Here is a 24,366-nt window from a genome sequence, read left to right as displayed (position 1 = left end):
AGCCGAGTCGATCAGCCCTCAGGGCGCGAAATCGCCGTCTCTGACCCCGTTGACGAAGGCCATCCAACCGCCGGCCGGGTAGACGAGGGTCGCCGCCGGGCGATCCTTGCTGTCGCGCACCGCCACTCGGCCGGAACCATCCAGGACCGGCCCCGCCTCGACGCAGCTACCACCGTTGCTGTCACTCTTACTGCTGATGTGCCAGGCGACCTCGGACATGATCTCGCTCATGACAACTCCTCCGCGATGCTCGTGATCAACTTCGTTGACTCGCTCTCGCTGAGCGCAGAATCCAGCAGACGACCGAAGACGCGAACGAAGCGCTCAGCCTTCGGCGACTCCAGGTAGAGCCGCCCACCCAACGACTCGACGTAGGCAACCGCAGGATACGGCTCCGGCAGACGGAATATCCAGAACGTGCCGTCGAGCCCCTGGTGCAGAGCTACACCGAATGGCATGACCCTGATTGCCACGTTGCACAGCCGTTGCGCCTGCGCGAGGTGGTGTAGTTGTCGGCGTAAGACCTCCGGCCCGCCGACCATTCGACGCAGCGCCGCCTCATCGATCACCGCGGAAATCGTGAGTGGGCGGCGTCGTCTCAGGACCTCCTGGCGGGTCATCCGAAGTGAGACCCAGCGGTTGATCGTCGCCTCGGTAACCCCCGGTTCTGCCGCATTACGGATCACAGCCTCGGCGTACTCCTTGATCTGAAGCAGCCCCGGCACCAGGGTGAGATGGAAGCAGCAGACCTGCTCAGCGCGACCTTCCAGCCAGGGGTATTCGATGAAGGACGCGTCCACGACGTCGCCATAGTCCTCATCCCACCGGTCCGTGCGCCACACCTCCTCGGCAAGCGCCAGCAGACGGGACCGCTCGGCTGCGTGGTGAAATCCGTAGAGATCCATTAGCGCGATCACATCACCCTTGCGGATCGGCCAGTCCGCGCGTTCGTAGCGACCAAGCGCGGACATGTCGCGTTGCAGATGCTCAGCGACCAACTTCAACGTCATTCCTCGCTCCTCGCTCCTCGCTCCTCGCGCAGAGCCCGCAACTGCTGACCCAGCCATTGCGCGCGAAGTGTCCGGATGAACGGCTTGTGCGGCATGGTTCACCTCTCAATGTGTTGGCGAGGCCCGTGTAGGAACCATTGCTCCAGTTGCAAGCGACTGGAAACGTGGCCTTCGGGTGAGGGTGATCGCCGGCCCCCGGGGAAGCCCGGTGCAAACACGGCAACCGCGGCTGCGCCAACAGCCGAGAAGGTGACGAGAGACGGCCTCGCGAGTGGCAGTCGCATACCGGCTCTCGTCGGGTCTCAACTAGAGCGTCGGGAGGTGCGACTCCCGGCTCCGAACCGACTTGAAGAAATACGTACCACGTCAAGGGGCGCCGTCGCGACCCTGACTCACCCATTCAGCGACGACGAGAGTGTGACCGATGACCAGAGGCACAATGTACGACGGCGGCCGGCTGCATCCGCGGCACGTTCGCGACCGTCAGTTCGCCACCGTCGGCTTCGGCCGGCGAGGGCTCAACCCCGTTGAGGTGCGGCGGTTCCTGCACCGGATCGCGCTCGACCTGACCGCGCTGCACCACGACCTGGCGCAGCTCTGTGCGGAGAACGCCCGGATGAAGCGGGCACTGCGTGCCCGGCAGAGTGCCTGGTCCGAGAGGCGTCGGCCGTGATCCCGCCGTACGAGTCACCCGGCGGGATCTTCGTGCCGCTGCCTCGGGCGGCCGTGCTGGCGTTCACCGAGTCGACGGAACCGTCACCCCGACACGTGATCCACCTGCCGGTGGCGGTCCCCGACCTGGCCCGAACGCTGGATCTGGCCCGTACGCTCGCTTCGTCGCTGGCCTCGACGCCACAGGTCGACGTCGGCGGCACAACCGCCTCGGCCGAGGACGCGCAGGACGTACGACACTGGGTCTTCTGCGATCGGATCATGCCCGATCGCCGCCGCTGCGCACGGCAGGCCGACCACGACGAAGCCTGCTCACCGGTAGACGATCCGTAGATCGACATCTACCGTCCCGGACGATGGGAGCGGGGAGACGGGCACGCACGTTGGCCGAGCAGTTCGAGCTCGTGCCGTTCGCCGCCGGTGAGGCTGAGTTGCTGCACTCGCGCACGCCTGTGCATGGTCGACTCGGGTTTCTGGAAACGGCGGTGTCCAGAGGACCGGGACACCCCGCTTTTCAGAAAGCCGAGTCGACCAAGCTTTGGGCACGCGCGTCGTCGGCTGTCTAACCGACCTCGACGATCACCAGCTCGCCCACCTGCTCGCCGATCGTGGTGCGTGCCTCCGTCGGTAGCCCACTGTCGATGATCAGCACGTCGGCGGCCTCCAGGGGGGCGATCGTGGCGATGCCGATGGTCTCCCACTTGGTGTGGTCGGCGAGCACCACGAGCCGGCGGGCGGCACCGATCAGGCACCTGTTGACGCCCGCCTCCAGCAGGTTGGGTGTGGTGAATCCGGTGCGTGGGCTGAGCCCGTGTACGCCGAGAAAGAGCAGGTCGACGTTGAGCGCGCTGATCGCCGCCTCGGCCACCGGACCGGTCAACGCGTCCGACGGGGTGCGGATGCCGCCGGTCAAGACGACCGTCTGGTCGGCGCGCGGGTCCTGGTAGAGCGCGTCGGCCACCGGGATCGAGTTGGTGACGACGGTCAGCCCTCGCACGTCGGAGAGCAGGGTGGCCAGCGCGGCGGTGGTGGTGCCGGCGGAGAGCGCGATTGCCATCCCCGGCTCCACCATCGTCGCCGCCCGCTCGGCGATGGCACGCTTCTCCGCCTGCTGGCGGATCGACTTCGCGGCGAAGCCGGGCTCCTCGGCCGAACCCGGCCCGGCGAGTGTCGCGCCGCCGTGCACCTTGTCCACCAGGCCGCGCTCGGCCAGTACCTCCAGGTCACGGCGGATCGTCATGTCGGACACGCCGAACCGGCTGACCAGGTGGCTCACCCGTACGCCGCCACGTTGGCGGATCAGATCGAGGATGGCGGTCTGCCGCTGTTGGGCGAGCATGGGGAAGGCTCCTTCGCGCCGTGAACTGTCGTCAGAGTCAGGTCCGATCCTCACGGACGACCGCCACCGCACCGGCCGGCAGCGTCAGCTCACCGGAGCACCGTTCGCCGGTCAACAGGTCGGTGCCGCGCACCGGGAGCCGGGCCTCCGCCTCGGTGTGGTTGAGGACGAACAGCCACGTGCGTTCGCCGTCGCGCCGGCGTACCACCTCCACGCCGGGCGGCGCCGGCACCGCCGGGCGCACGCCGGCCTCGTCGACGAGCCGGGCGACCAGCCGGTCGGTGGCCGCGTCGTCCAGCCGGGTGCCGACATACCAGGCGGCGCCGTCGCCGACCCGGTGCCGGGTCAGCGCCGGCACACCCGGCAGGGGCCCATCGATGTACGAGGCGAGCACCTCCGCGCCGTTCGGGTGCAGCCACTCGGTCCACACGTCGGCGGTGCTGCCGTCGTCGAGGCGGACCTGCTCGCCCTCGCGCAGCGGGAAGAACTCCTCGGTCCGTACGCCGAGCAGTTCCCGGAACGCGCCGGGGTAGCCGCCGAGGCGGATGTGGTCGTTGGAGTCGACGATGCCGCTGAAGTAGGTCACCGCCGCCGTGCCGCCGTCCTCGACAAAGCGGTGCAGTGCCGCGACGTCGGCGTCCCGGACCAGGTAGAGGGTGGGCACCAGCACCAGCCGGTAGCCGCTGAGGTCAGCCGAGGGGTGGATGATGTCGGCGGTCACGCCGGCCCGCCAGAGTGCGCGGTAGAGGGCGTTCAGCCGGTCGTCGTAGGTGACGTCGGCGCTGGGGTGGGAATCCAGCTCGACACCCCACCAGGCCTCCCAGTCGAACAGGATGGCCACGTCGGCGTCCACCCGACTGCCGCGTACCTCGGCGAGGGCCTTAAGGTCGGCGCCGAGTTGGCAGACCTCGCGGAACACCTTGGTGTCCGGCCCGGCGTGCGGCACCAGCGCGGAGTGGAACTTCTCGGCGCCGGCCCGGGACGCTCGCCACTGGAAGAACAGCACGCCGTCGGCGCCGCGGGCGACGTGCGCCAGACTGTTGCGGCGTAACTGACCGGGCATCTTGGCGACGTTGCGCGGCTGCCACTGGACGGCGCTCGTGGAGTGCTCCATCAGCAGCCACGGATCGCCGCCGGCGACACCCCGGGTGTGGTCGGCGGCGAGCGACAGACCGAGGTGCGCCTGCGGGTCGGCGGCGGTCAGGTAGTGGTCGTTGGACACCAGGTCCACATCGTCGGCCCAGGAGTGGTAGTCCATGTGCTTGACGCCCATGCCGATCATGAAGTTGGTGGTGATCGGCTGGCGGACCAGGGCCTTGAGCACCTCGCGTTCGGCGCGCAGTTGGGCGCGCAGCTCGTCGGAGGAGAAGCGCAGGAAGTCGAGCTGCTGCGTGGGGTTGGCGAAGGCCGTCACCGTGCGCGGCGGATTGATCTCGGCCCAGTCGCCGTAGCGCTGACTCCAGAACGCGGTGCCCCAGGCGTCGTTGAGCTGCGCCAGGTCGCCATAGCGCTCCCGCAGCCATCCACGGAACGCCTCGGCACTGACGTCGCAGTAGCAATTCGCGTTGTGGCAGCCCAGCTCGTTGGAGACGTGCCACATCACCACGGCGGGGTGCTCGGCGTACCGGCCGGCGACCGCCCGCACCAACTCCAGCGAACGCTCGCGGAAGATGGGCGAGCTGGGGCAGTACGCCTGTCGGCCGCCCGGCCAGAGGATCGTGCCGTCGGCCTGTCGGGGCAACGTCTCCGGGTGCGCCCTGGCCAGCCACGGCGGCGGGCTGGCGGTGGCGGTGGCCAGGTCGACCTGGATCCCGCCGTCGTGCAGGAGGTCCAGCACCCGGTCCAGCCAACCGAACTCGAATCGGCCCGGAGTGGGCTCCAGCAGCGCCCAGGAGAAGATGCCGACGGAGACCAGGTTGACCCCGGCTCGGCGCATCAACTCGACGTCCTCGGACCAGGTCTGCTCGGGCCACTGCTCAGGGTTGTAGTCGCCGCCGAAAGAGATGCCGTTCCCGTGCCATTGCCGCATGAGAGCTGAGGGTGCACCCCGCACGACGCGGAAGTCAACAGGTTCCAACATCGATTCGCTTTCCAACGTTTACCGCGTTACGGCCATATCACAACTAGGTTATCGAAGGTGAACCGCCCTCTTGACAGCGCCTGACTGAGGGGTAACTTGAGGCCCCAATGGCCGTTCGTGTTGACCAATGTGGATTCTCGGTGGATCCCGATGGGCGAACGAGTCCCGCACCGCTACCCCACCTCTGACGGCCCAACTCATCGCACCTCTTCACCGCAGGAGGCACAGATGTCCCGTCCCCGAACCCACGCCGAGTACCTCGCTCGGCTCGTACCGCCCTCCGTCGCCGGCATCAACGACGCTCCCTGCTGGCCGGCGCGGCCGGCACGGGTGCGCTGCTCGGCACCGGGCTGCTCGCCGGCTGCGGCGACGACTCCGGCTCCGGCGGATCCAGCAAGGACGTGTCGCTCGGCTCGAACCAGTCCGACCCGAAGCCGAAGGACGTCCTCGTCAAGGTCACCGACGGGTTCAAGACCGCGTCCGGCGTCCAGGTCGCGGTGAACACCGTCGACCACAACACGTTCCAGGAAAACATCAACAACTACCTGCAGGGCAAGCCGGACGACGTCTTCACCTGGTTCGCCGGCTACCGGATGCGCTTCTTCGCCCAGAAGGGCCTGGCCAGCGACATCAGCGACGTGTGGGGCAAGATCTCCGGCTACTCCGACGCCTTCAAGAAGGCGTCCACCGGTGACGACGGCAAGCAGTACTTCGTGCCCGCGTCCTACTATCCGTGGGCGGTGTTCTACCGCAAGTCGGTCTGGCAGCAGCACGGCTACCAGGTGCCCACCACCCTGGACCAGTTCACCGCGCTCGGCGAGCAGATGTCATGCGTACCGGTGACAAGTTCCCCGTCACCAGCTCGCTCAACAACCTGCGCGGCGAGTTCTTCACCGACAACAACCTGGTCTCGGCGGGCAGCGTGCTCGTCGCGATCCCCACCCTGGTGATCTTCTTCATGCTCCGGCGGCACTTCGTCCGGGGCCTGACCTTGGGGGCCTCCAAAGGATGACCATCCTGCACCTGCGCCGCGCGCGGACCAGCCTGGTGCTCGACGCGCGCGGCCCGGGGCTGCCCCGGATCGTGCACTGGGGCGGCGACGTCGGCGACCTCGACGACGACGCGCTGCGCCACCTCGCCGAAGCGACGGTGCCGCCAGTGGTGCCGAGCAGCTTCGACGAGCCGCCCGCGCTGTCGCTGCTGCCGGAGGCGAGCGCGGGGTGGAGTGGCCGGCCGGGGCTGGCCGGGCACCGCGACGGACGAGACTGGTCCACCTCCTTCCGCCTCGACGGGTGGGACGTGCGGGACATCGGCACCGACCCGGGCCACCCGGCTGCGGGCGGCGAGGCGGTGGGCGTACTCCCGGCCGACGGTGGGCACGGCGGACCCGGCGCGGCGCGGCTGACCGTGCGGGCGTCGGACCCGGCCGCCGGGCTGACCCTGACCAGCGAGATCACCCTGGACCCGCACGGCCTGCTGACCGTTCGCCATCGGCTACGCAACGACGGCGACACGGCCTACGAGCTGCGGGAGCTGACGCCGGTGCTGCCGGTGCCGGCGGTCGCCACCGAGGTGCTCGACCTGACCGGCCGGTGGTGCCGGGAACGGTCGCCGCAGCGGCACCCGTGGCCGCACGGCGCCTGGGTCCGCGAGGGTCGGCACGGGCGGACCGGGCACGACGCCACGCTGCTGCTGGTGGTGGGCACCGCCGGGTTCGGCTTCGGCCACGGCGAGGTGTGGGCGGTGCACACCGCGTGGAGCGGCGACCACGTCACCGTCGCCGAACGCCGGCCCACGGGCGAGTCGACTCTCGGCGGCGGTGAGCTGCTGGCCCCCGGCGAGATCCGGCTCGGCCCCGGCGAGTCGTACGACACTCCCCTGCTCTACGCGGTCTGGTCCGACGTCGGGCTGGACGGGCTCAGCGACGTACTCCATTCGCACCTGCGGGCCCGGCCCGCACACCCACGCTCCCCCCGGCCGGTGACCCTCAACGTCTGGGAGGCGGTCTACTTCGACCACGACCTGGACCGGCTGCGGGCGCTCGCCGACCGGGCCGCGCAGATCGGCGTGGAGCGGTTCGTGCTCGACGACGGTTGGTTCCGCGGCCGGCGCGACGACACCGCCGGTCTCGGTGACTGGTACGTCGACGAGGGCGTCTGGCCCGACGGCCTGCAACCGTTGATCGACCACGTGACCGGCCGGGGCCTTCAGTTCGGTCTGTGGGTCGAGCCGGAGATGGTCAACCCGGACTCCGACCTGTTCCGGGCGCACCCGGACTGGCTGCTGGCGGTGCCGGGTCGGCTGCCACCGGCGTGGCGCAACCAGCAGGTGCTCGATCTGGGCCGCCCGGAGACCCACGCCTACCTGCTGGAACGCCTCGACTCGCTGCTCGCCGACCATCCCGGCATCAGCTACCTCAAGTGGGACCAGAACCGGGACCTCACCGAGGCCGGGCACCACGGCCGTCCCGGCGTGCACGGGCAGACCCTGGCGGTCTACCGGCTGCTCGACGAGGTGCGCCGCCGGCATCCCGGCGTGGAGATCGAGAGCTGCTCGTCCGGCGGGGCACGGGTGGACCTGGCCATCCTGGCCCGCACCGACCGGGTCTGGGCCAGCGACTGCAACGACGCCCTGGAACGGCTCAGGATCCAGCGCTGGACCGGGTTGCTGCTGCCACCGGAGCTGATCGGCACGCACATCGGCCCGCAACGCTCGCACACCACCAACCGGGTCCACGACCTGGGCTTCCGGGCGGCGACCGCGCTCTTCGGCCACCACGGCATCGAGTGGGACATCGCCTCGATCAGCGCCGCCGAGCAGACCGAACTGGCGGCCTGGGTGGCGCTGCACAAGCGGCTGCGCCCGCTGCTGCACACCGGCCGGGTGGTCCGGGTCGACCACCCGGACCCGGCCGTCTGGGCACACGGCGTGGTCGATCACGACAACACCCGGGCGGTGTACGCGGTGGCGCGCCTGAGCACCTCGGTGACGCAGACCCCGGGCGCGGTCCGACTGCCCGGCCTGGACCCCGGGCGGCGTTACCGGGTGCGACAGGTGGCGGGCGTACCGGCCCCGGCGACCATCGAGCGATCCGCACCGGCCTGGCTGGCGAGCGGGGTCACCCTCAGCGGGGCGGCGCTGGCCCGGGTGGGGGTGCAACTGCCGGCCCTGCACCCGGAGCAGAGCCTGGTGCTGGAGGTCGACGCCGTCATCTGAAGATATTCTGGGAAATCTTCGGTCGGGGTGTCGAGAAGGGCTTTGCCTGTTTCTACCTCAGGGTGAGAGCACCGACGACGACGGTGCGCGGGCGTGAGGAGGCACCAATGAAGTACATGCTGCTGATGCAGTTCAGCGCCGCGGGGACCGACTTCCCGAGCCTGGACACCTGGACCCCGCAGGAGGTCCGGGCGCACATCGCGTTCATGGGCGAGGTCAACGGCAAGCTCACCGCCGCCGGCGAGTGGGTCGACGCGCAGGGCCTCGGCGGCCCGCAGCAGGCCCAGATCGTGCGCGCCGGCGACGGCGGAGCGCCGGTGGTCACCGAGGGGCCGTTCGCCGAGACGAAGGAGTTCCTCGCCGGCTACTGGATCGTCGACTGCGACAGCCCGGAGCGGGCGGTGGAACTGGCCGCGTACATCTCCACCGCACCCGGCCCCGGCGGCCAGCCGCTGAACATGCCGATCGAGGTGCACCCGGTGATGTCCGCCCCACCTCAGGAGCTGTGACGGCTGATCACCGATGCCCGCACCGAGGATCTGCTGCGCGAGTTGGCGCCGCAGGTCCTCGGCGTGCTCGCCCGCCGTTTCGGTGACTTCGCCACCGCCGAGGACGCGGTGCAGGAGGCGTTGCTGGCCGCCGCCACGCAGTGGCCCACCGAAGGGTTGCCGGCGAACCCGCGCGGCTGGCCGATCCAGGTTGGTTACCGCCGGATGATCGAGCTGGTCCGCGGTGCGCAGGCTCGGCGTCGCCGGGAGGACCTGGTCGCCCGGCGCGACCCGGACGACCGGCAGTACGCACCGGCCGCGGACGAGGAGTTGACCGCCGAGCGCGACGACACCCTGGTCCTGCTGATGCTCTGCTGCCATCCGGCACTCGCCCCGACGTCGGCCGTGGCGCTGACCCTGCGCGCCGTAGGCGGCCTGAGCACCGCCGAGATCGCCCGCGCGTTCCTGGTGCCCGAGGCGACGATGGCGCAACGGATCAGCCGGGCCAAGCAGCGCATCCGCGCGTCCGGGCTGCCGTTCCGAATGCCGGACGAGGCGGAGCGCGCCGACCGGCTCACCAGCGTCCGGCAGGTGCTCTACCTGGTCTTCACCGAGGGACACACCAGCACCACCGGCCCGGACCTCCGCCGGATCGACCTCGCGGCCGAGGCGATCCGGCTGGCCCGCGCACTGCACACGCTGCTGCCCGACGACAGCGAGTCGACCGGGCTGCTGGCGTTGATGCTGCTCACCGAGGCACGCGGTCCGGCGCGGACCGGACCCTCCGGTGAGCTGATCTCACTGGCCAACCAGGACCGCGGCCGATGGGACGCGGCGGCGATCGCCGAGGGGGTCGCCCTGGTCACCCGTGCGCTGCCGCGCGGGCCGGTCGGCCCGTACCAGGTGCAGGCCGCCATCGCCGCCCTGCACGACGAGGCGCCGAGCACGTCGCAGACCGACTGGCCGCAGATCCTGGCGCTCTACGAGGTGCTGGAACGGCTCGTCGGCAGCCCGGTGGTGGCGCTCAACCGGGCCGTGGCGACCGCCATGGTGCACGGACCGGCGGCCGGACTGGCCGCTCTCGACGCGCTGGCCGACGACCCCCGACTGGCCGGGCACCACCGGCTGCCCGCCGCCCGCGCCCACCTGCACGAGATGGCCGGCGACCGGGAGCGGGCGATGGCGGGCTACCGCGCCGCCGCCGCGTGCACGAGCAGCCTGCCCGAACAGCGGTACCTGACGATGCGGGCAGCGCGACTCGCCGCCGAGCCCGTCGACCTCCCCTGACGCGACGCGGTCCACCAGGCCCGGCGCGGCGCGGTTCACCACGCCCGGCGCGGCGCGGTTCGCCACCATAGTTAGCGATCTTGGACACTTTCCGTTAGCGCGGAACGGAAAGTGTCCAAGATCTAGCCGGCCAGCCCTCACCGGGGCGGCCGTTTTGCCGGTTGGTCGGCAGGTCGGGGACACCGCCGGCACTAACCTCAGCAGCGACGCGTTCATCGAGCATCGAACACCAGGGAGCCGTATGGCGTACGTGCTGCTGGGGATCGCCATCCTCGCCGAGGTGCTGGCGACCAGCCTGATCAAGAGCACCGCCGGGTTCAGCCGCCTCTGGCCGACGCTTGGTTGCCTCACCGGGTACGCGCTGGCGTTCCTTCTGTTGGCCCAGGCCGTGAAGGAGATACCGGTCGGCGTCGCGTACGCCCTCTGGTCGGGTCTGGGCACCGCGGCGATCGTGGCGATCGGCGCGGTGTTCCTGGGCGAGTCGGTCGGGCTGGTCAAGCTCGCCGGCATCGCTCTGATCATCGCGGGAGTGGTCATCGTGAACCTGACCGGAGAGCACTGACCGCAGCCCGGCGTGGTGGCCGGGCGCGGTGCGGGCCCGGCCACCTGGCGTCGGTCAGCCTGCCGTGCAGCTCACCTCCGGGGTGGGGTTGCTGCCGGTCCAGCCGCCGAGAAAGCCGAAGCTGACGCTGGCACCGGCCGCCAGTCGGCCGTTGTAGTCCGTGTTGCGCGCGGTCACCGCGGATCCGCTGGTGGTCACCGTCGCGTTCCAGGACTGGGTGACGCTCTGGCCGTTGGCGAGGGTCCACCGGGTGGTCCAGCCGGCGATCGCCGTCGCGCCGGCCGTCACGCGGATCTCGCCCTGGAAGCCGCCCTGCCACTGGTGTGTCACCGTGTACGACGCCGTGCAACCGCCTGCGGGCGGCGGCGTGGTCGGCGGCGGCGTGGTCGGCGGCGGCGTGGTCGGCGGCGGCGTGGTCGGCGGCGGCGTGCCGCCGAAGACGCTTGCCTCCCGGGCGGTCTGCCGGATGCCGTTCGCGCCGTTGAAGAGCCGCTGGCCCCAGGTGGTCAGGCTGGCCGGGTTGAAGTTGGTGGCGAGGTCGAGATATTCCACCCCACCGCCGTTGCCACTCCACGACCAGCCCAACCAGCCGATCCCGTTGGCCTGGCTGTACGCGAGGATGGTGTCCTCGTCCGGGTCCCCGTCGGAGTGGTTGAAACCGAACTCACCGACCACGATCGGCAGCCGGGCGGCACGGAACCGACCCAGATAGTCGCTGATCTCGGCGGCGGTGTCGAAGACCCCGTACATGTGGATGGAGAAGACGGTGTTGCGGGCCGGGTCGGCGGCGAACACCGACGCGGCGTTGTCCCGCATGGTGAAGGACCAGTCCTGACCCCAGTTCGGGGCGTCCACCATGATCGTGTGAGTCAGCCCGCCGTTACGTAGGCGCTTGATCGCGTTGGCGTTGTCGGTGGCCCACGAGCCGTAGGTCTGGTTGCCGTACGGCTCGTTGCCGATGTTGACGATGACGTATCTTTCCTGGCCGACGAGGACGTCGGCCAGGCTGAGCCAGTAGTCGACGGCCCGGTCCAGGGTGATTGCCCCGCTCTGCTCGCCGTACCCGGTGGTGTCGTGCACCTCGAGCACGCAGATCAGCCGGTTGGCCCTGCACGTCGAGATGACGGTGGCGATGTCGGCGTTGGTGTTGCGGGTCCACCGGTCCCCGTTGGAGAGCACCACCCGCACGGTGTTCGCGCCGAGCGCCTTGACGTCGGCGAAGGAGTTGGTCTGCTGCGGATACCAGGTGTGCGCGTGGTTGACACCCCGCATGACGAATTCGGTGCCGTTGGCGTCGTACAGCCTGCCGTCCGCGACGGAGAAACCGGCCGCGGCGTGCGCCGGCTGGCCGAACGCCAGCACGGTGACGAGCAACGCGAGCAGGGCCGCGCCGGCGGCGGTGAGTCGAGTCTTCATGGTCTTCCTCAGGGAGGACCCCCGGTGCCCGACAGGGGTGGGACGTGACAGGGGGAGGGCGGCTGCAGCCCGGCAGCCGCGCCCGACTCCCGGCGCGCACGCATCAGCGTATGGCGATGGATCGACCTCCGCAACCGGTTCAGTTGAGCGGCCCGCACCCCGGACAGCCGCAACGGCCCACGCGAGCGCGGGCCGTTGCGGGGCGATCATCCCCACCACAGGATGTGCGCCACCTCCGGCTCTTAACCGGTTAAGACCGACGGTAGGCAGGTCACCCGTCATCCGTCAAGCACCGCCCATCCCGAACCGGACGCGAGGGTTGACGGCGGCCGAGCGGGGTATCCCGGGAACGATCAGCCAGTGAGAGGGGATACCAGGATGGTCAGCGTCGGCTACACCCTGATGGGCGAACAGGCCGGTCCCAAGCAGTTGGTCGACCACGCGGTCCGGGCCGAGGCGGCCGGCTTCGACCAGTTGGTGATGTCCGACCACTACTACCCCTGGCTGGACTCCCAGGGCCACTCCCCGTACGCCTGGTCGGTGCTCGGCGCGGTCGCCCACGCCACCTCCCGCGCCCAACTGATGTCGTTCGTGACCTGCCCGATCCGCCGCTACCACCCGGCCGTGGTCGCGCAGAAGGCCAGCACGATCGGGGCGCTCTCGGACGGCCGGTTCACCCTCGGCCTGGGCGCCGGGGAGAACCTGAACGAGCACGTGGTCGGTGGCTGGCCGCACGTGCAGCAGCGGCACGAGATGTTCGAGGAGGCGCTGCAGATCATCCGGCCGCTGCTCAACGGAGAGACGTTGACCTTCTCCGGCAATCACTTCGACGTGCCGGACGCCTACGTCTGGGACCGCCCGGAACGGCCGGTGCCGATGGCCGTCGCCGCGTCCGGCCGGCAGTCCGCGACGTTGGCCGCGGAGTACGGCAACGGCCTAATCTCCACCGAACCCGACCGGCACATCATCGAGATGTACGACGACGCCGGCGGCGCCGGCCAGCCCCGCTACGGGCAGGTGGCCATCTGCTACGGCCCCGACGAGGCGGAGTGCCGCAAGATCGTGCACGACCAGTTCCGCTGGTTCGGGATGGGTTGGAAGGTGAACGCCGACCTTCCCGGCCCGGAGTCCTTCGCCGCCGCCACCCAGTTCGTCCGGGAGGAGGACGTCGCCGAGGGCGTCCCCTGCGGCCCGGACGTCGACGCGCACGTCGAGGCGTTCCGCAGGTTCGTCGACGCCGGCTTCACCCACGTGGCGATCATCCAGGTCGGCGGAGAGACCCAGCCGATGTTCCTGGACTGGGCGCAGGAGCAGCTCCTGCCCCGGCTGCGGGAGTTGTGACGCCGATGCCCGGCGGCCACTTCGGTCCGACCGAGCTACGGCTCGCCATGGCCGCGCCCCGGCCGGCCGCCGGGTTGACGAGCGAGTGGCGGCTCGTCGACGTGCCGGACGCGAGCCTGGTGGTCGTCCCCGGCGTCGCGCACAACGTGGTCACGACCGCCCCGACGCAGGTCGCGGACGCGTGCCGCTGCCTGCTCGCACCGCAACCCGCACTCTCGGACAGGTGACCCCATGCGTCTCGGCAACACGGAGATTCGCCCGCTCGGCGGTGGCCTCGGCTGCCTGCTGATGATCCTCTTCTCGATCCTCGCCTCGGTGGTGCTCACCGTCCTGCTCAACCTGGTGCTGTGAGGACGACCGCGAGCACGACCTGACCGGCGCGCACCGCGGGCGGGTCAGCGCGAGAAGGGCGGTGGCCCGTGGCGGGCCAACCAGACAAGCGGTGCCCAGAGCAGCCGCCGAGCTGCCCGCCCCACTGCCGATCCCATCGCGGCCAGCACTCCGGCGAACCAGACCACCAGCCGGCCGGCAGCCGCGGTCAGCTCCCAGAGCAGGCGTACCGGCAGCACCACGACCAACGCGACACCCCGCGCGACCGCCGCGACGAGCGGGAGCGCGACGGCGGCCGGTTCTGCCGGGTCCACGGCGGAGGGTGGACGCGCCGCCGTTGGTCCGGCGGGGTGCCCGCTCGGCGGGTCGGGCAGCGGTGAGCGGACCGGCAGGGGGCGCTCACGGTAACCGACCCGCGCCACGCCTCAGCCGGTGGTTGCGGCCGGATCGAGGTCGAGTGTGGTGAGCAGCGGATAGTGGTCCGATGCGGTGTCCGCCGTCCCGCCCCGGACGACCCGGCACTCCCGCGTCCGCCGCGCCACCTCGCGGGTGCCGAGCAGGTAGTCCAGTCGCATCCCGGCGAACTCGGCCCCACCGAAGCGGGTGGGGACGGTACGGCCCTCGGCCTCGGCCGCTCCGGCGTTGACCGACGGCCACAGGTCGACCAGGTCGGCGGCGAGCAGCCGGGCGATCGCGCGGGTGTCCACGTCGCCACCGCGCCGGCGAAGGTGCCGCCGTCGGTAGAGGGTCGGCATCCCGGCCAGCCGCTCGGTGTGGTCCACGCTCGGGTCGAGCGCGTTGAGGTCACCGGTGACAAGCGTCAACGGACCCGGGGTACGTCGCACCGCCCGGACCAGCCAGTCGGCCTCCATCCGCCGCCGTCCCCCTGAGTACGGGTAGAGGTGGGCACCGAGCACGGTGAGCGGGCCGGCGGCGGTCGCCACCACGGCACGGGCGGCGGCGTGGTGGAACGGCCGGCGCACCGGCCCCGCGTCGACGACCTGGTACGGCGGCCGGACCAGCACCGCCACCGGCTGCCCGAGACAGGAGCGGGCCAGGTACGGCGTCATCCCCACCCGACCCGCCACGCCTGCCATCAGCCCGTCGCGGTCGAAACCGCGCAGCTCCTGAAGCGCCAGCACGTCCGGCGCCTGCTCGTCGATGACCTGGACCACCTGGTCCAGCCGGTCGGCGCGACCGCGATCCCGACCGCCGGTGCGGATGTTCCAGGTCATCAACCGCAGCACGTGGGCGCTCAGTCGGCTCGGCCGGCGCGCGCCAGCTCGTCGTCGAGGGTGTCCACGTCCTCCGACTCGATGGTCGGTTGGTTGCCTTCCTCCAGGTCGGCGTTCGGGCGGATGACGAGGTAGAGCACCCCGATCCAGAGCGCGGAGAGCAGGATCGCGCCCATGAAGTCGGTCGGGTGGTGCATGCCCCGGTACATCCGGGAGGTGGCGACCCCGACCGGCATGATCACGGCCAGCGCCACGAAGATCCAACGCCACCACCTGTCGGTACGCGGGAACACGATGACCGTGATGGCCAGCCAGACGCAGATGGTGGCCGCGATGTGCCCCGACGGGAACGACGAGGTGGGCATCTGCCCGTCGAGGTTCTCCACCGCCGGGCGCGGTCGGTCGACGGCGCGGGCCGAGGCGAGGAACAGGGTCAGCTCACCCACCATGGCCAGCGCCAGGAAGAGCACCGGACGCCAACGCCGCCAGACCGCCAGGATCAGCGGGCAGAACACCAGCGAGATGATCAGGATCGCGTGGGTGTCGCCGAACTTGCTCCACCACCAACTCACGTCGGTCAACACGTCGGTGTGCCGTTCGGCGAACCACCGCGGCACGTCAGTGTCGAGGGTGTCGAAGAGGGTGCCCTTGGCGTGGTAGCTGACGTACGTGCCGAAGGCGTAGAGCGCCCCGAACACGAGCACCCACCCGACCAGCAGCTCGGCCACCGCCGAGCGCGGGTGCGCCAGCACGTGCTCCTCCGCCGGGGCGGGGGCGATGTCGTGCCCGGCCTCGGGCTCCAGGCCCTCGCTCAGCGGCGGTACCGGCCGCCCGCGCTCACGCCGCCACAGCCGGAAGGCGTACGCGGTGACGCCGAGCCAGGCCGCGCCGAGCAGCCAGCCGGCCAGCACGTCCGAGACGTAGTGCACGCCCAACGCGATCCGGGTCAGGCCGATCACCGCCACCAGCAGGCTGAAGCCGACGATCGCGGGCTTGCGCCAGCGCGGCGCCATGGCCGGCAGGAACACCAGCAGCAGAGCCCCGTACGCGACGATCGAGCCCAGCGCGTGCCCGCTCGGGAAGCTGTTTCCCGGTGCGCTGGCGATCGGCACGTCCACCACCGGGCGGAGCCGTCCGACAAGCGCCTTCAGCGACGGGTCGAGGATCAGGCCACCGATGCCGGTGACGATCAGGTAGACGGCCAGCCGTGGCTGTTTGCGAATGAGGAGCCCGACCACGGCGACGCTCACCAGCCAGATGTAGATCGGTCGGCCACCCAGGTCGGTCACCGCCTGCAGGACGGTGACCAGGGCGTGGTGCGGGGCGACGAGCCCGTTGAACCACTCGGCGACGGCATGGTCGCCGTCCTGCAACGGGCTCCACCGCACCCGGACGAGCAGCAACAGCAGCCCGAAGGCCACCCCGGCGCCGAAGACGGCCGCCAGACCCGCGATGCTCCGCTCGGCGAAGTGACCGATCGGACGTCGCGCCATCTCCTTGACCGCGGTCACTCCGCACCTCCCTTTTCTCTCTGGCGAGGCGCTTTACCCGATCCGCGTCCGTCGTACACGCCGGTGCCGTCAGAGCGCCGTCATGTCCCCGGTGTCGAGCAACTCGGCACGGTCGGTGTCGGGCTCCCAGAGGTCGGGTTGGGCCGGCTCTCGCGCACCGATGCGCAGCGCCTCCAGCTGGGCGGCGAAGGCCAGCCCGCCGAAGAGCGCCATCCCGGTCAGGTTGGCCCAGAGCAGCAGCGCCATCATGCCGGTCAACGCGCCGTAGGTCTGCCCGAAGCCGTCGCTGAACCGCACGTACGCGGCGAGCAGCAGGCTGGCCAGCCACCACAGGACCGTGGCGATGCCGGCACCGAAGAACAGCCAGGACAGGCCCGGCTGGTTGCGTCGTGGCGCGTGCCGGAACAGCACGGCGACGGCGAGGACGGTCAGGCCGAGGCTCAGCGGGAAGCGGACCACGTCCCAGATGCCGTTGGCGAGCGCACCCCACTCGTAGTGCTTGCGCACCGAGTCGCCCATCGCGCCGCCACCGACCAGGATCAGGAAGCCGGCGAGCGCGGGCAGGCCGGCGGTGACGGCCAGCACCGCGGCGCGGAGGTACTTGCGCAGTGCGGGTCGGTCCCGTTCGACGCCGTAGATCCGGTTGGCACCCCGTTCGATCTGGGCCATCGTGGTGGTCAGCGCGAACAGACCGGTGAGCAGACCGAGGGTGAGTGCGAGCTCTCCCGCGTCCTCGACGCGTTCGCCCTCACCCAGCAGCTCGGCGACCATCTGGGCGCTCTGGCCCGGAGTCAGCGCCAGGACGGTGTCGGCCACCACCTGACCGCCCTCCTCGACGCCCAGCTCGCTGATCAGGCCGGTGAGGGCGATCAGGAACGGCACCACGGCGAGGCAGAGTTGCAGTGCGAAGGCCCGCGAGTGGCTGAACCCGTCGCCGTAGCGAAACCGGATGAAGGCGTCCCGCAGCAGGTGCCAGCCGCCCTGCCGGCGCAGCGTGTGCCAGGCGTCGTCGGCGGACAACTCCTCGTCCGCCATCAACCGGGTCTCCGGCACGATCCGGGTGCTACTCACGACGTGCGTCCTCGATCAGCTGCTCGCCCCGCTTCCCGGCGCTTCGCGCATCATCGGCCAGGTCGGGGGCGTCCTCGGGTTGGGGGACGCAGAGCCAGAGCGCCTCGGGCCGGACTTCCGCCTGCAACCGGCGGTCCGGGGAGATGAGGTCGCCGTCCAGTTCCCTGGGCTGGGCCCGGTTGCTGGTGACCACCACGCGTTTGCCCCGGAACACCTCCATCCGCGGCACCTGGCCGCTGCGGCGGACCACCGCCCAGCCGAGCGCCAGCCAGTGCCGCAGGCTGTGCGGGGTGAGCACGGCGACGTCGAGCCAGCCGTCGTCCGGCTCGGCCTCGGTGAGCAGGGTGACCCCGCCCTGGAGGCGGCCGACGTTGGCGATCAGGACCGAGCGGGCCCGGCGGCGCACCGGCGGGCGGTCGTCGATGCGGATCTGCACCCGCATCGGCCGGTCCCGCAGGTGGCGGGCGGCGCCCATGACGTACGCCGGCCAGCCGATGCGGGCCTTGGTGGTCTCGTTGGTGGCCTCGAGCATCTGGGCGTCGAAGCCCATGCCGGCCATCACGGTGAAGTATTTGTCCTCGACGGCGCCGACGTCGAGCAGTCGGCGGCCCCGCTCGACGGCGACCTGGAGCCCGGCGGCCAGGTCGGTGGAGAGACCGAGGTTGGCGGCGAGCAGGTTGCCGGTGCCCTGCGGCAGCACGGCGAGGGCCACGTCGGTGCCGACGAGCGCGCTGACGCAGGACATCACGGTGCCGTCGCCACCGCAGGCGAAGACCAGGTCGACGCCTGCCTTCACGGCCTGCTCGGCCTGACCGCGGCCGGGGTCGTCGACGGTGGTTTCGTACCACTGCGGCTCGGGCCAGCCCGCCGCGTTGAGCGCGTCGTTCACGGTACGGCGCAGTTCGTCGAGATCGTCGACCTTCGCCGGGTTGACCACCACGGCGGAGCGCAACCCGCCGTCGCCCCCCGAGGGCCGCCTGTCCTGTCCAGCATCCACGGGCGCCAGTGTGCAGCACCGGGGCACCTTCAGCGACCCAGCGGGGGGCTCGCGTCGAAAGTGCCACAGACACGTTTCAACGCGAGCACGCCCGTCAGGCCGCCGCCCGTAGCGCGCTCTCCACCCGGCGGCGCAGATCGTCGAGGTCGATGCCGGCCTCGGTGAGCACCAGCGCGCCCAGCCCGTGCCCCTCCCGGAGCACCCCGAGCAGGATGTGCTCGGTGCCGATGTGTTTGTGGCGCAGGCGCAGCGCCTCGCGCAGGGACAGCTCCAGCGCCTTCTTGGACCGGGGCGAGAACGGCCCGCCGAGGTGGCGCTTGCGCCCCCACCGGCGGCGCGGCGCCGGCACGGCCTCGCGCAGCGCGTCCGGGCCGAAGGACTGCTCGATGCGGGCCACGATCGCGGCCAGGTCGATGCCGATCTCCCGCAGGGCCGCCGCGTCCGCGTCGCCGAGGCCGGCGCCCCCGCTGACGGTGTGTCGGCGGACGCGCTCGCGCAGGTCGTCGGCGCGTACGCCGGCGTCGGCCAGCACCCGGCTGGCCAGACCGGCGTCGTCGGCGAGCAGGGCGAGCAACAGGTGCTCGGTGCCGACCGGCCGTTGGCCCTCGGCCCGCGCCTCCTCCAACGCCCGATGCACCACGCCGCGCGCCCGGTCGGTGAACCGTTCGAACATCACGCCTCCCAGGATGAGTTGACCGCCGGTCGCCCGGCGTGCTTCTTGTGCACCGCCTGCCGGCTGACCTCGAGCGCGTCGGCGATCTCCTGCCAGGACCAGCCCTGTCGACGGGCGTTGTCCACCTGGACCACCTCGAGCCGCTCGAGCAGCCGGCGCAGCGCGCGGACAGCGCGCAGCCCGACCCGGGGGTCGGTGCTGCCGGCTGCCGCCGCGAGTTCTGTCGCCTGACTCATATCGTCAACATACGTTGACAACGCAGGACGTGTCAACCCTGGTTGACGATCGAAGGGTGCCCGAATCCGCCCGCCGTCGCCAGCCTCGGACAGCTCTGGATCCTGACTCAACCCGATGGCCTAGTGGTGATGCCGCCCTTCAGGATTCGAAGACGGTCTCAACAAGCTCGGTGATGGCGACCTTCGGATCGATGTCGCCCCACGGCGTGACTGCCACGGTGAGTTGGCGGCCGTTGTCTTCAGCGGTCCACGACTCGGCGTAGTAACCGAAGATCTCGCCACGGTGGCCCCACAGCCGGGTACCTCCGAGGGTGGACCTGGTCATCAGGCCCAGGCCGTATTGGTAGTCGCGCCTCGTAGCATGGGCGATCTTCATCTGCTCCTGTTCGGCTGGACCCAACAGCCGCCCATCGACCAAGGCGCGGAAGAAGATGTTCAGGTCCTTCGCTGTGGAGGTCATCTCCCCGGACGCGCCGGCCACCGAAGGATTGAACACGGTGATGTCGACCGGCTGGTCGACGCCGTCGTGTTCCACCGCGAGGTAGCCATGCGGGTGCACGCCGGCAAGAACGGGATTGGCGCCCGGAACCCGGGTGTGCAGCAGCCCGAGCGGGCGAAGGATCCGGCGGCGCACCTCGGCTGCGTAGTGGACGCCGGTCACCCGTTCGACAACCATGCCGAGCAGGACAAAGTTGGTATTCGAGTACTCCCACGAGCTACCGGGCTCGAACAGCAGTGGCAGGTCGTCGACGAAGGTGACGAGTTCCCGCGGTGTCCACGTCCGGTTACGCATCCGGACGATGTCCGCCTCCGACCGGTAGACGGCGCGGAACGACGCGGCGTTCGTGTAGTTGACGACGCCGCTGGTGTGCTGCAGGAGTTGACGCACTGTGATGCGCGAGCCGTCGGGAAGGATGCCTGGCAGCCATCGCTGCAAAGTGTCGTCCAAGGTGAGGCGCCCCTCGCCGGCGAGTTGCAGTACGACAGCGGCGATGAAGCACTTGGTGATGCTGCCCACCCGGAACCGTCCCTCGGCCGACACAGGTTGACGGGTGCCCAGTCGCGCGACGCCGCTGGCGCCCTTCCACACCTGTGCGCCGTCGTTCACCTCGGCGAGAACGCCGACCGCCGCCGTTGCGGCGATGTCGTCCAGCGCCGCCTGCATCGTGCCGACGTGCAGGGTCCGGCCCGTTGTGGCGCTTCGTGCCGGCGCTCCGGCAGCGGCGCGGGCCGGCGCGGCGAGCACGTCGGTGGTGCCAGTGGCCGCAGCGAACAGGCCGGCCGCGACGATGTGCAACAGACTCCTACGAGTGACCATTCACGCCTCCTGTGTTATGGGTTACGCCTGCTCCGACGCATCTTCGGTGACAGCGGATCAGCATCTACGGCGGCTGGGCGTCCGCACCTACCCTGTTGTACTACGACCATAGGACAGTGAGGCAGGCATTCAGGGGTGTCAACGCGATGCGGGGGCCACTGCGGATCAGCTTCGGGGAGAACCCACCCGCCACCGGAGGCACCCGACTACCCTCGGTCAGGGACAGCGTGGTCGTGCCGGGCGCGACGCCCGGGAGGTGATATCGATGGCCGCAGCCACCGACGCCGCGGTGCTTGTCGGCCTCGGCTCGAATCTCGACCTCCCGGTCGTCGAGCAGGCCGCGCAGGAAGCCGCCGGGCACGGCCGGCCGCTGCACCTGCTGCACACCTTCGACTGGCACGCGGCCTTCGCCGCGGACAGCGTCGCCGCGCCCCGCGAAGAGGCCGAGAGCCTGATCACCCGGGCCGCGCAACTCGCCCACCAGGTCGAGCCGGAGCTGACCGTGGGCGGCGAGATCGTCGAGAGCGCCACGCTGGCCACCCTCATCCGCCGGTCGGAGACGGCCTTCCTGCTGGCGGTCGGCGACAGCGGAATGGCCGGCAGCGGCCAGTGCGTCCCGGCCGAGACGCCCGCCGTGCAGTTGGCCGCGCGGGCCGGTTGCCCGCTGCTGGTGGTCCGCCGCGAGCCGCCGCCGCAGGGCCCGGTGCTGGTCGGGGTGGACGGCTCCCCCAGCTCGCACCTCGCGCTGCGGTGGGCGATGGATTGCGCGGCCCGAAGGGGCGCCCGCCTGCTGGCGCTGCGCGTGGTGGAGTACGACGAGGACACCGACGCGGTCGCCGAGCAGCTCAACGAGGCCATGGCCCGGCACGCCGGCCGCACCACCCCGGTGCCCACCGAGTGTCGTGTCGTTCGCGGGGACCCCGCGCAGGTGCTGATCGACATGTCGCGCACGACGCAGGTGACGCTTGTCGCCGCCCGCGGTGACGAACCGGCACGGGCCATGCTGGGCGCCGTCGCCCAATCCCTGCTCTACCACTCCCCCGCCCCGGTGGTCGTCGTCCGTGGCCTGGCCGAGGTGCCGCTGACCGGGCCCGACGCCCGGCCGGCACGGAACCAACGGCCCTGACCCGGGGCTGTGCGCAGCGGCGAAGCCGACGCCCCCACTCCTACCCGCGAGAGGCAGCCTGATGGACACCGCTCTCGACGTGCGAAGCGCCCTCACCGACGACGAACTGCGCCGGCTGGACGCCTACTGGCGCGCCGCGAACTACCTCACCGTCGGGCAGATCTACCTGCTGGGCAACCCGCTGCTGCGGGAGCCGCTGACCCGCGACGACATCAAGCCACGCCTGCTCGGGCACTGGGGCACCAGCCCTGGGCTCAACCTCGTCTACGCCCATCTCAACCGGGTGATCGTGGCGCGTGACCTGAACGCCATGCTGGTCACCGGCCCCGGGCACGGCGGCCCGGCCATCGTGGCCAACACCTGGTTGGAGGGGACCTGGTCCGAGCGTTACCACGACGTGGCGCGCGACGAGGTCGGGATGGCCAAGCTGTTCCGCCAGTTCTCCTTCCCGGGCGGCATCCCCAGCCACGTGGCGGCGGACGTGCCGGGCTCGATCCACGAGGGCGGCGAGCTGGGGTACGCGTTGAGCCACGCCTACGGCGCGGCGTTCGACCACCCGGACCTGGTGGTGGCCTGCGTGATCGGCGACGGCGAGGCGGAGACCGGGCCACTGGCCGGCAGTTGGCTCTCCGACGTGTTCCTCAACCCCGCGCGCGACGGCGCGGTGCTGCCCATCCTGCACCTCAACGGCTACAAGATCGCCAACCCGACCGTGTTGGCCCGGATCCCCGAGACCGATCTGCTCGACCTGATGCGCGGGTCGGGCTATCAGCCGTACGTGGTGGCCGGTGACGACCCGGCCGTGGTGCACCGCGTGCTCGCCGCGACGATGGACCGGGTGCTGGACGAGATCGCCGAGATCCAGCGGCGGGCCCGCTCCGGCGGCGTCGTCGAGCGTCCCCGCTGGCCGATGATCATCCTGCGGACGCCGAAGGGTTGGACCGGCCCGCAGGAGGTGGACGGCGTGCAGGTGGAGGGCACCTACCGCGCCCACCAGGTGCCGCTGTCGGGAGTCCGCGACAACCCGGCCCACCTGGCCGAACTGGAGCGGTGGCTGCGCGGCTACCGCCCCGAGGAACTGTTCGACGCCACCGGCGCGCCGGTGGCGGAGCTACGGACACTGCCGCCGCGCGGAGACCGGCGGATGAGCGCCAACCCGGTCACCAACGGTGGCGTGGTGCTGCGCGACCTGGCCCTGCCCGACTTCCGCGACTACGGCGTGGACGTCGGAGAACCGGGCCAGCCGATGGCCGGTGCGACGGGAGTGCTCGGTCCGTGGATCCGCGACGTCATCAGCGCCAATCCGGAGACGTTCCGACTGTTCGGTCCGGACGAGGTCGCCTCCAACCGGCTGGGCGCGGCGCTCGAGGTGACCGGCCGGGCGTGGGTCGCCGCCACCGTTGCCGGCGACGACCACCTCTCCCCCGACGGCCGGGTCATGGAGGTGCTCTCCGAGCACCTGTGCCAGGGCTGGCTGGAGGGTTACCTCCTGACCGGCCGTCATGGCGTCTTCACCAGCTACGAGGCGTTCATCCACATCGTCGACTCGATGCTCAACCAGCACGCCAAGTGGCTGAAGGTGACCCGGGCCATCCCCTGGCGGCAGCCGATCGCCTCGCTGAACTACCTGCTGTCCAGCCACGTCTGGCGTCAGGACCACAACGGCTTCTCCCACCAGGACCCCGGCTTCATCGACCACGTGGTCAACAAGAAGGCCGAGGTGGTCCGGATCTACCTGCCGCCGGACGCCAACACCCTGCTCGCCACGATGGACCACTGCCTGCGCAGCCGGCACTACATAAACGTGGTGGTGGCCGGCAAGCAGCCGGCGCCGAACTGGCTGACGATGACCGAGGCGATCCAGCACACCCGACGCGGCCTGGGGATCTGGGAGTGGGCCAGCAACGACGGAGGCATCGAACCGGACGTGGTACTGGCCTGCTGCGGGGACGTGCCCACCCTGGAGACGATGGCCGCCGTCGAGCTGCTCCACCAGCACCTCCCCGACCTACGGGTGAGACTGGTGAACGTGGTCGACCTGATGCGACTCCAGACCGACACCGAGCATCCGCACGGCCTGACCGACAACGAGTTCGACACCATCTTCACCCAGGACCGGCCGATCATCTTCGCGTACCACGGTTATCCCTGGTTGATCCACCGGCTGACCTACCGCCGCAACAACCACGAGAACCTGCACGTACGCGGCTACAAGGAGGAGGGGACCACCACCACCCCGTTCGACATGGTGATGCTCAACGACCTGGACCGTTTCCACCTGGTCATCGACGTCATCGACCGGGTACCCGGGCTGGCCGCCCGCGCCGCGCACCTGCGCCAGCGGATGGTCGACGCCCGGCAGGCCGCCCGCGACTACACCCGCCGCTACGGCGAGGACGACCCCGAGGTCGCCGAGTGGCGCTGGGTCCGCGAAACCGACCCGACGAACCCCTGAGGA

General features: G+C 70.7%; 24 protein-coding genes. 11 read left to right on the top strand and 13 right to left on the bottom strand.

The window, feature by feature from the left end:
- Positions 1-18: 18 nt before the first annotated feature.
- Together ACFYPM_RS22045 and ACFYPM_RS22040 are read right to left on the bottom strand one after the other, a co-directional pair.
- Positions 19-231 carry a DUF397 domain-containing protein gene (locus tag ACFYPM_RS22045; protein WP_387199950.1) on the bottom strand — a complete coding sequence of 71 codons (213 nt, stop codon included), beginning with the start codon at positions 229-231 and terminating at the stop codon, positions 19-21.
- Complete coding sequence (locus tag ACFYPM_RS22040; RefSeq protein WP_387199947.1) at positions 228-1,010, bottom strand: DUF5753 domain-containing protein; 783 nt, start codon at positions 1,008-1,010, stop codon at positions 228-230. The genes ACFYPM_RS22045 and ACFYPM_RS22040 overlap by 4 nt, the downstream gene beginning before the upstream one ends.
- A gap of 424 nt (positions 1,011-1,434) precedes the next feature.
- Here ACFYPM_RS22040 and ACFYPM_RS22035 point away from each other — a divergent pair, with 424 nt between their 5' ends.
- Both ACFYPM_RS22035 and ACFYPM_RS22030 read left to right on the top strand, forming a co-directional pair.
- Positions 1,435-1,683 carry a DivIVA domain-containing protein gene (locus ACFYPM_RS22035; RefSeq protein ID WP_387199945.1) on the top strand — a complete coding sequence of 83 codons (249 nt, stop codon included), beginning with the start codon at positions 1,435-1,437 and terminating at the stop codon, positions 1,681-1,683.
- A gap of 95 nt (positions 1,684-1,778) precedes the next feature.
- A complete protein-coding gene (locus tag ACFYPM_RS22030) occupies positions 1,779-2,015 on the top strand; it encodes a hypothetical protein (RefSeq protein WP_387200245.1) in 237 nt (78 codons plus the stop codon).
- 229 nt (positions 2,016-2,244) lie between these two features.
- Here the strand turns inward: ACFYPM_RS22030 and ACFYPM_RS22025 are convergent, their stop codons facing one another.
- Positions 2,245-3,021 carry a DeoR/GlpR family DNA-binding transcription regulator gene (locus tag ACFYPM_RS22025; RefSeq protein WP_387199942.1) on the bottom strand — a complete coding sequence of 259 codons (777 nt, stop codon included), beginning with the start codon at positions 3,019-3,021 and terminating at the stop codon, positions 2,245-2,247.
- A gap of 37 nt (positions 3,022-3,058) precedes the next feature.
- Positions 3,059-5,050 carry a beta-galactosidase gene (locus ACFYPM_RS22020; protein ID WP_387199939.1) on the bottom strand — a complete coding sequence of 664 codons (1,992 nt, stop codon included), beginning with the start codon at positions 5,048-5,050 and terminating at the stop codon, positions 3,059-3,061.
- 452 nt (positions 5,051-5,502) lie between these two features.
- Between ACFYPM_RS22020 and ACFYPM_RS22015 the strand changes: the two genes are divergently transcribed.
- From ACFYPM_RS22015 to ACFYPM_RS21995, 5 genes are all read left to right on the top strand, one after another.
- Positions 5,503-6,051, top strand: coding sequence for an ABC transporter substrate-binding protein (locus tag ACFYPM_RS22015; protein WP_387199936.1), 549 nt, complete (start codon positions 5,503-5,505; stop codon positions 6,049-6,051).
- 58 nt (positions 6,052-6,109) lie between these two features.
- Positions 6,110-8,317, top strand: a complete 2,208-nt coding sequence (locus ACFYPM_RS22010; RefSeq protein WP_387199933.1) for an alpha-galactosidase — start codon at positions 6,110-6,112, stop codon at positions 8,315-8,317.
- A 107-nt stretch (positions 8,318-8,424) separates the two neighbouring features.
- On the top strand, positions 8,425-8,826 hold the full coding sequence (locus ACFYPM_RS22005) for a YciI family protein (RefSeq protein ID WP_387199930.1): 402 nt from the start codon (positions 8,425-8,427) through the stop codon (positions 8,824-8,826).
- Between the two features lie 6 nt (positions 8,827-8,832).
- Positions 8,833-10,092 carry an RNA polymerase sigma factor gene (locus ACFYPM_RS22000; RefSeq protein ID WP_387200242.1) on the top strand — a complete coding sequence of 420 codons (1,260 nt, stop codon included), beginning with the start codon at positions 8,833-8,835 and terminating at the stop codon, positions 10,090-10,092.
- A gap of 241 nt (positions 10,093-10,333) precedes the next feature.
- Positions 10,334-10,654: a multidrug efflux SMR transporter gene (locus ACFYPM_RS21995; protein ID WP_234581628.1), complete on the top strand. Its 321-nt coding sequence runs from the start codon at positions 10,334-10,336 to the stop codon at positions 10,652-10,654.
- A 54-nt stretch (positions 10,655-10,708) separates the two neighbouring features.
- Here the strand turns inward: ACFYPM_RS21995 and ACFYPM_RS21990 are convergent, their stop codons facing one another.
- Positions 10,709-12,070: a cellulase family glycosylhydrolase gene (locus ACFYPM_RS21990; RefSeq protein ID WP_387199927.1), complete on the bottom strand. Its 1,362-nt coding sequence runs from the start codon at positions 12,068-12,070 to the stop codon at positions 10,709-10,711.
- A gap of 378 nt (positions 12,071-12,448) precedes the next feature.
- Here ACFYPM_RS21990 and ACFYPM_RS21985 point away from each other — a divergent pair, with 378 nt between their 5' ends.
- Positions 12,449-13,411 carry a TIGR03557 family F420-dependent LLM class oxidoreductase gene (locus tag ACFYPM_RS21985; RefSeq protein WP_387199924.1) on the top strand — a complete coding sequence of 321 codons (963 nt, stop codon included), beginning with the start codon at positions 12,449-12,451 and terminating at the stop codon, positions 13,409-13,411.
- Positions 13,412-13,416: 5 nt separating this feature from the next.
- Complete coding sequence (locus ACFYPM_RS21980) at positions 13,417-13,638, top strand: hypothetical protein (RefSeq protein WP_387199922.1); 222 nt, start codon at positions 13,417-13,419, stop codon at positions 13,636-13,638.
- A gap of 168 nt (positions 13,639-13,806) precedes the next feature.
- On the opposite strand, the gene ACFYPM_RS21975 is transcribed toward ACFYPM_RS21980, so the two are convergent.
- The 8 genes from ACFYPM_RS21975 to ACFYPM_RS21940 form a co-directional block, all read right to left on the bottom strand.
- Complete coding sequence (locus ACFYPM_RS21975) at positions 13,807-14,055, bottom strand: hypothetical protein (protein WP_387199919.1); 249 nt, start codon at positions 14,053-14,055, stop codon at positions 13,807-13,809.
- Between the two features lie 111 nt (positions 14,056-14,166).
- Positions 14,167-14,988 (bottom strand): endonuclease/exonuclease/phosphatase family protein, encoded by an 822-nt coding sequence (locus ACFYPM_RS21970; protein WP_387199916.1) that lies wholly within the window; start codon positions 14,986-14,988, stop codon positions 14,167-14,169.
- An 8-nt stretch (positions 14,989-14,996) separates the two neighbouring features.
- Positions 14,997-16,487: a phosphatase PAP2 family protein gene (locus tag ACFYPM_RS21965; RefSeq protein WP_387199913.1), complete on the bottom strand. Its 1,491-nt coding sequence runs from the start codon at positions 16,485-16,487 to the stop codon at positions 14,997-14,999.
- 69 nt (positions 16,488-16,556) lie between these two features.
- Positions 16,557-17,558 carry a YihY/virulence factor BrkB family protein gene (locus ACFYPM_RS21960; protein WP_387199910.1) on the bottom strand — a complete coding sequence of 334 codons (1,002 nt, stop codon included), beginning with the start codon at positions 17,556-17,558 and terminating at the stop codon, positions 16,557-16,559.
- The gene (locus ACFYPM_RS21955; RefSeq protein WP_387199907.1) at positions 17,551-18,555 is read right to left on the bottom strand and encodes a diacylglycerol/lipid kinase family protein; all 1,005 of its coding nucleotides are present in this window, start codon (positions 18,553-18,555) and stop codon (positions 17,551-17,553) included. Before ACFYPM_RS21955 ends, ACFYPM_RS21960 begins: the two co-directional genes overlap by 8 nt.
- Positions 18,556-18,649: 94 nt before the next feature.
- Entirely contained in the window at positions 18,650-19,228 is a 579-nt protein-coding gene (locus tag ACFYPM_RS21950; protein ID WP_387199905.1) for a Clp protease N-terminal domain-containing protein, read from the bottom strand.
- Positions 19,228-19,464, bottom strand: coding sequence for an HTH domain-containing protein (locus ACFYPM_RS21945; RefSeq protein WP_007457155.1), 237 nt, complete (start codon positions 19,462-19,464; stop codon positions 19,228-19,230). The genes ACFYPM_RS21950 and ACFYPM_RS21945 overlap by 1 nt, the downstream gene beginning before the upstream one ends.
- A gap of 139 nt (positions 19,465-19,603) precedes the next feature.
- Positions 19,604-20,761, bottom strand: a complete 1,158-nt coding sequence (locus ACFYPM_RS21940) for a serine hydrolase domain-containing protein (protein WP_387199902.1) — start codon at positions 20,759-20,761, stop codon at positions 19,604-19,606.
- 286 nt (positions 20,762-21,047) lie between these two features.
- Here ACFYPM_RS21940 and ACFYPM_RS21935 point away from each other — a divergent pair, with 286 nt between their 5' ends.
- Both ACFYPM_RS21935 and ACFYPM_RS21930 read left to right on the top strand, forming a co-directional pair.
- Entirely contained in the window at positions 21,048-21,908 is an 861-nt protein-coding gene (locus ACFYPM_RS21935) for a universal stress protein (RefSeq protein ID WP_387199899.1), read from the top strand.
- Positions 21,909-21,969: 61 nt separating this feature from the next.
- On the top strand, positions 21,970-24,363 hold the full coding sequence (locus ACFYPM_RS21930; RefSeq protein ID WP_387199896.1) for a phosphoketolase: 2,394 nt from the start codon (positions 21,970-21,972) through the stop codon (positions 24,361-24,363).
- Positions 24,364-24,366: the final 3 nt, after the last annotated feature.

The sequence above is a fragment of the Micromonospora sp. NPDC005203 genome (assembly GCF_042872705.1).
In the GTDB taxonomy this organism is placed as follows: Bacteria; Actinomycetota; Actinomycetes; order Mycobacteriales; family Micromonosporaceae; genus Micromonospora.
Note: the sequence above shows the minus strand (reverse complement) of the source record. Positions and strands in the feature narration are given on the sequence as shown.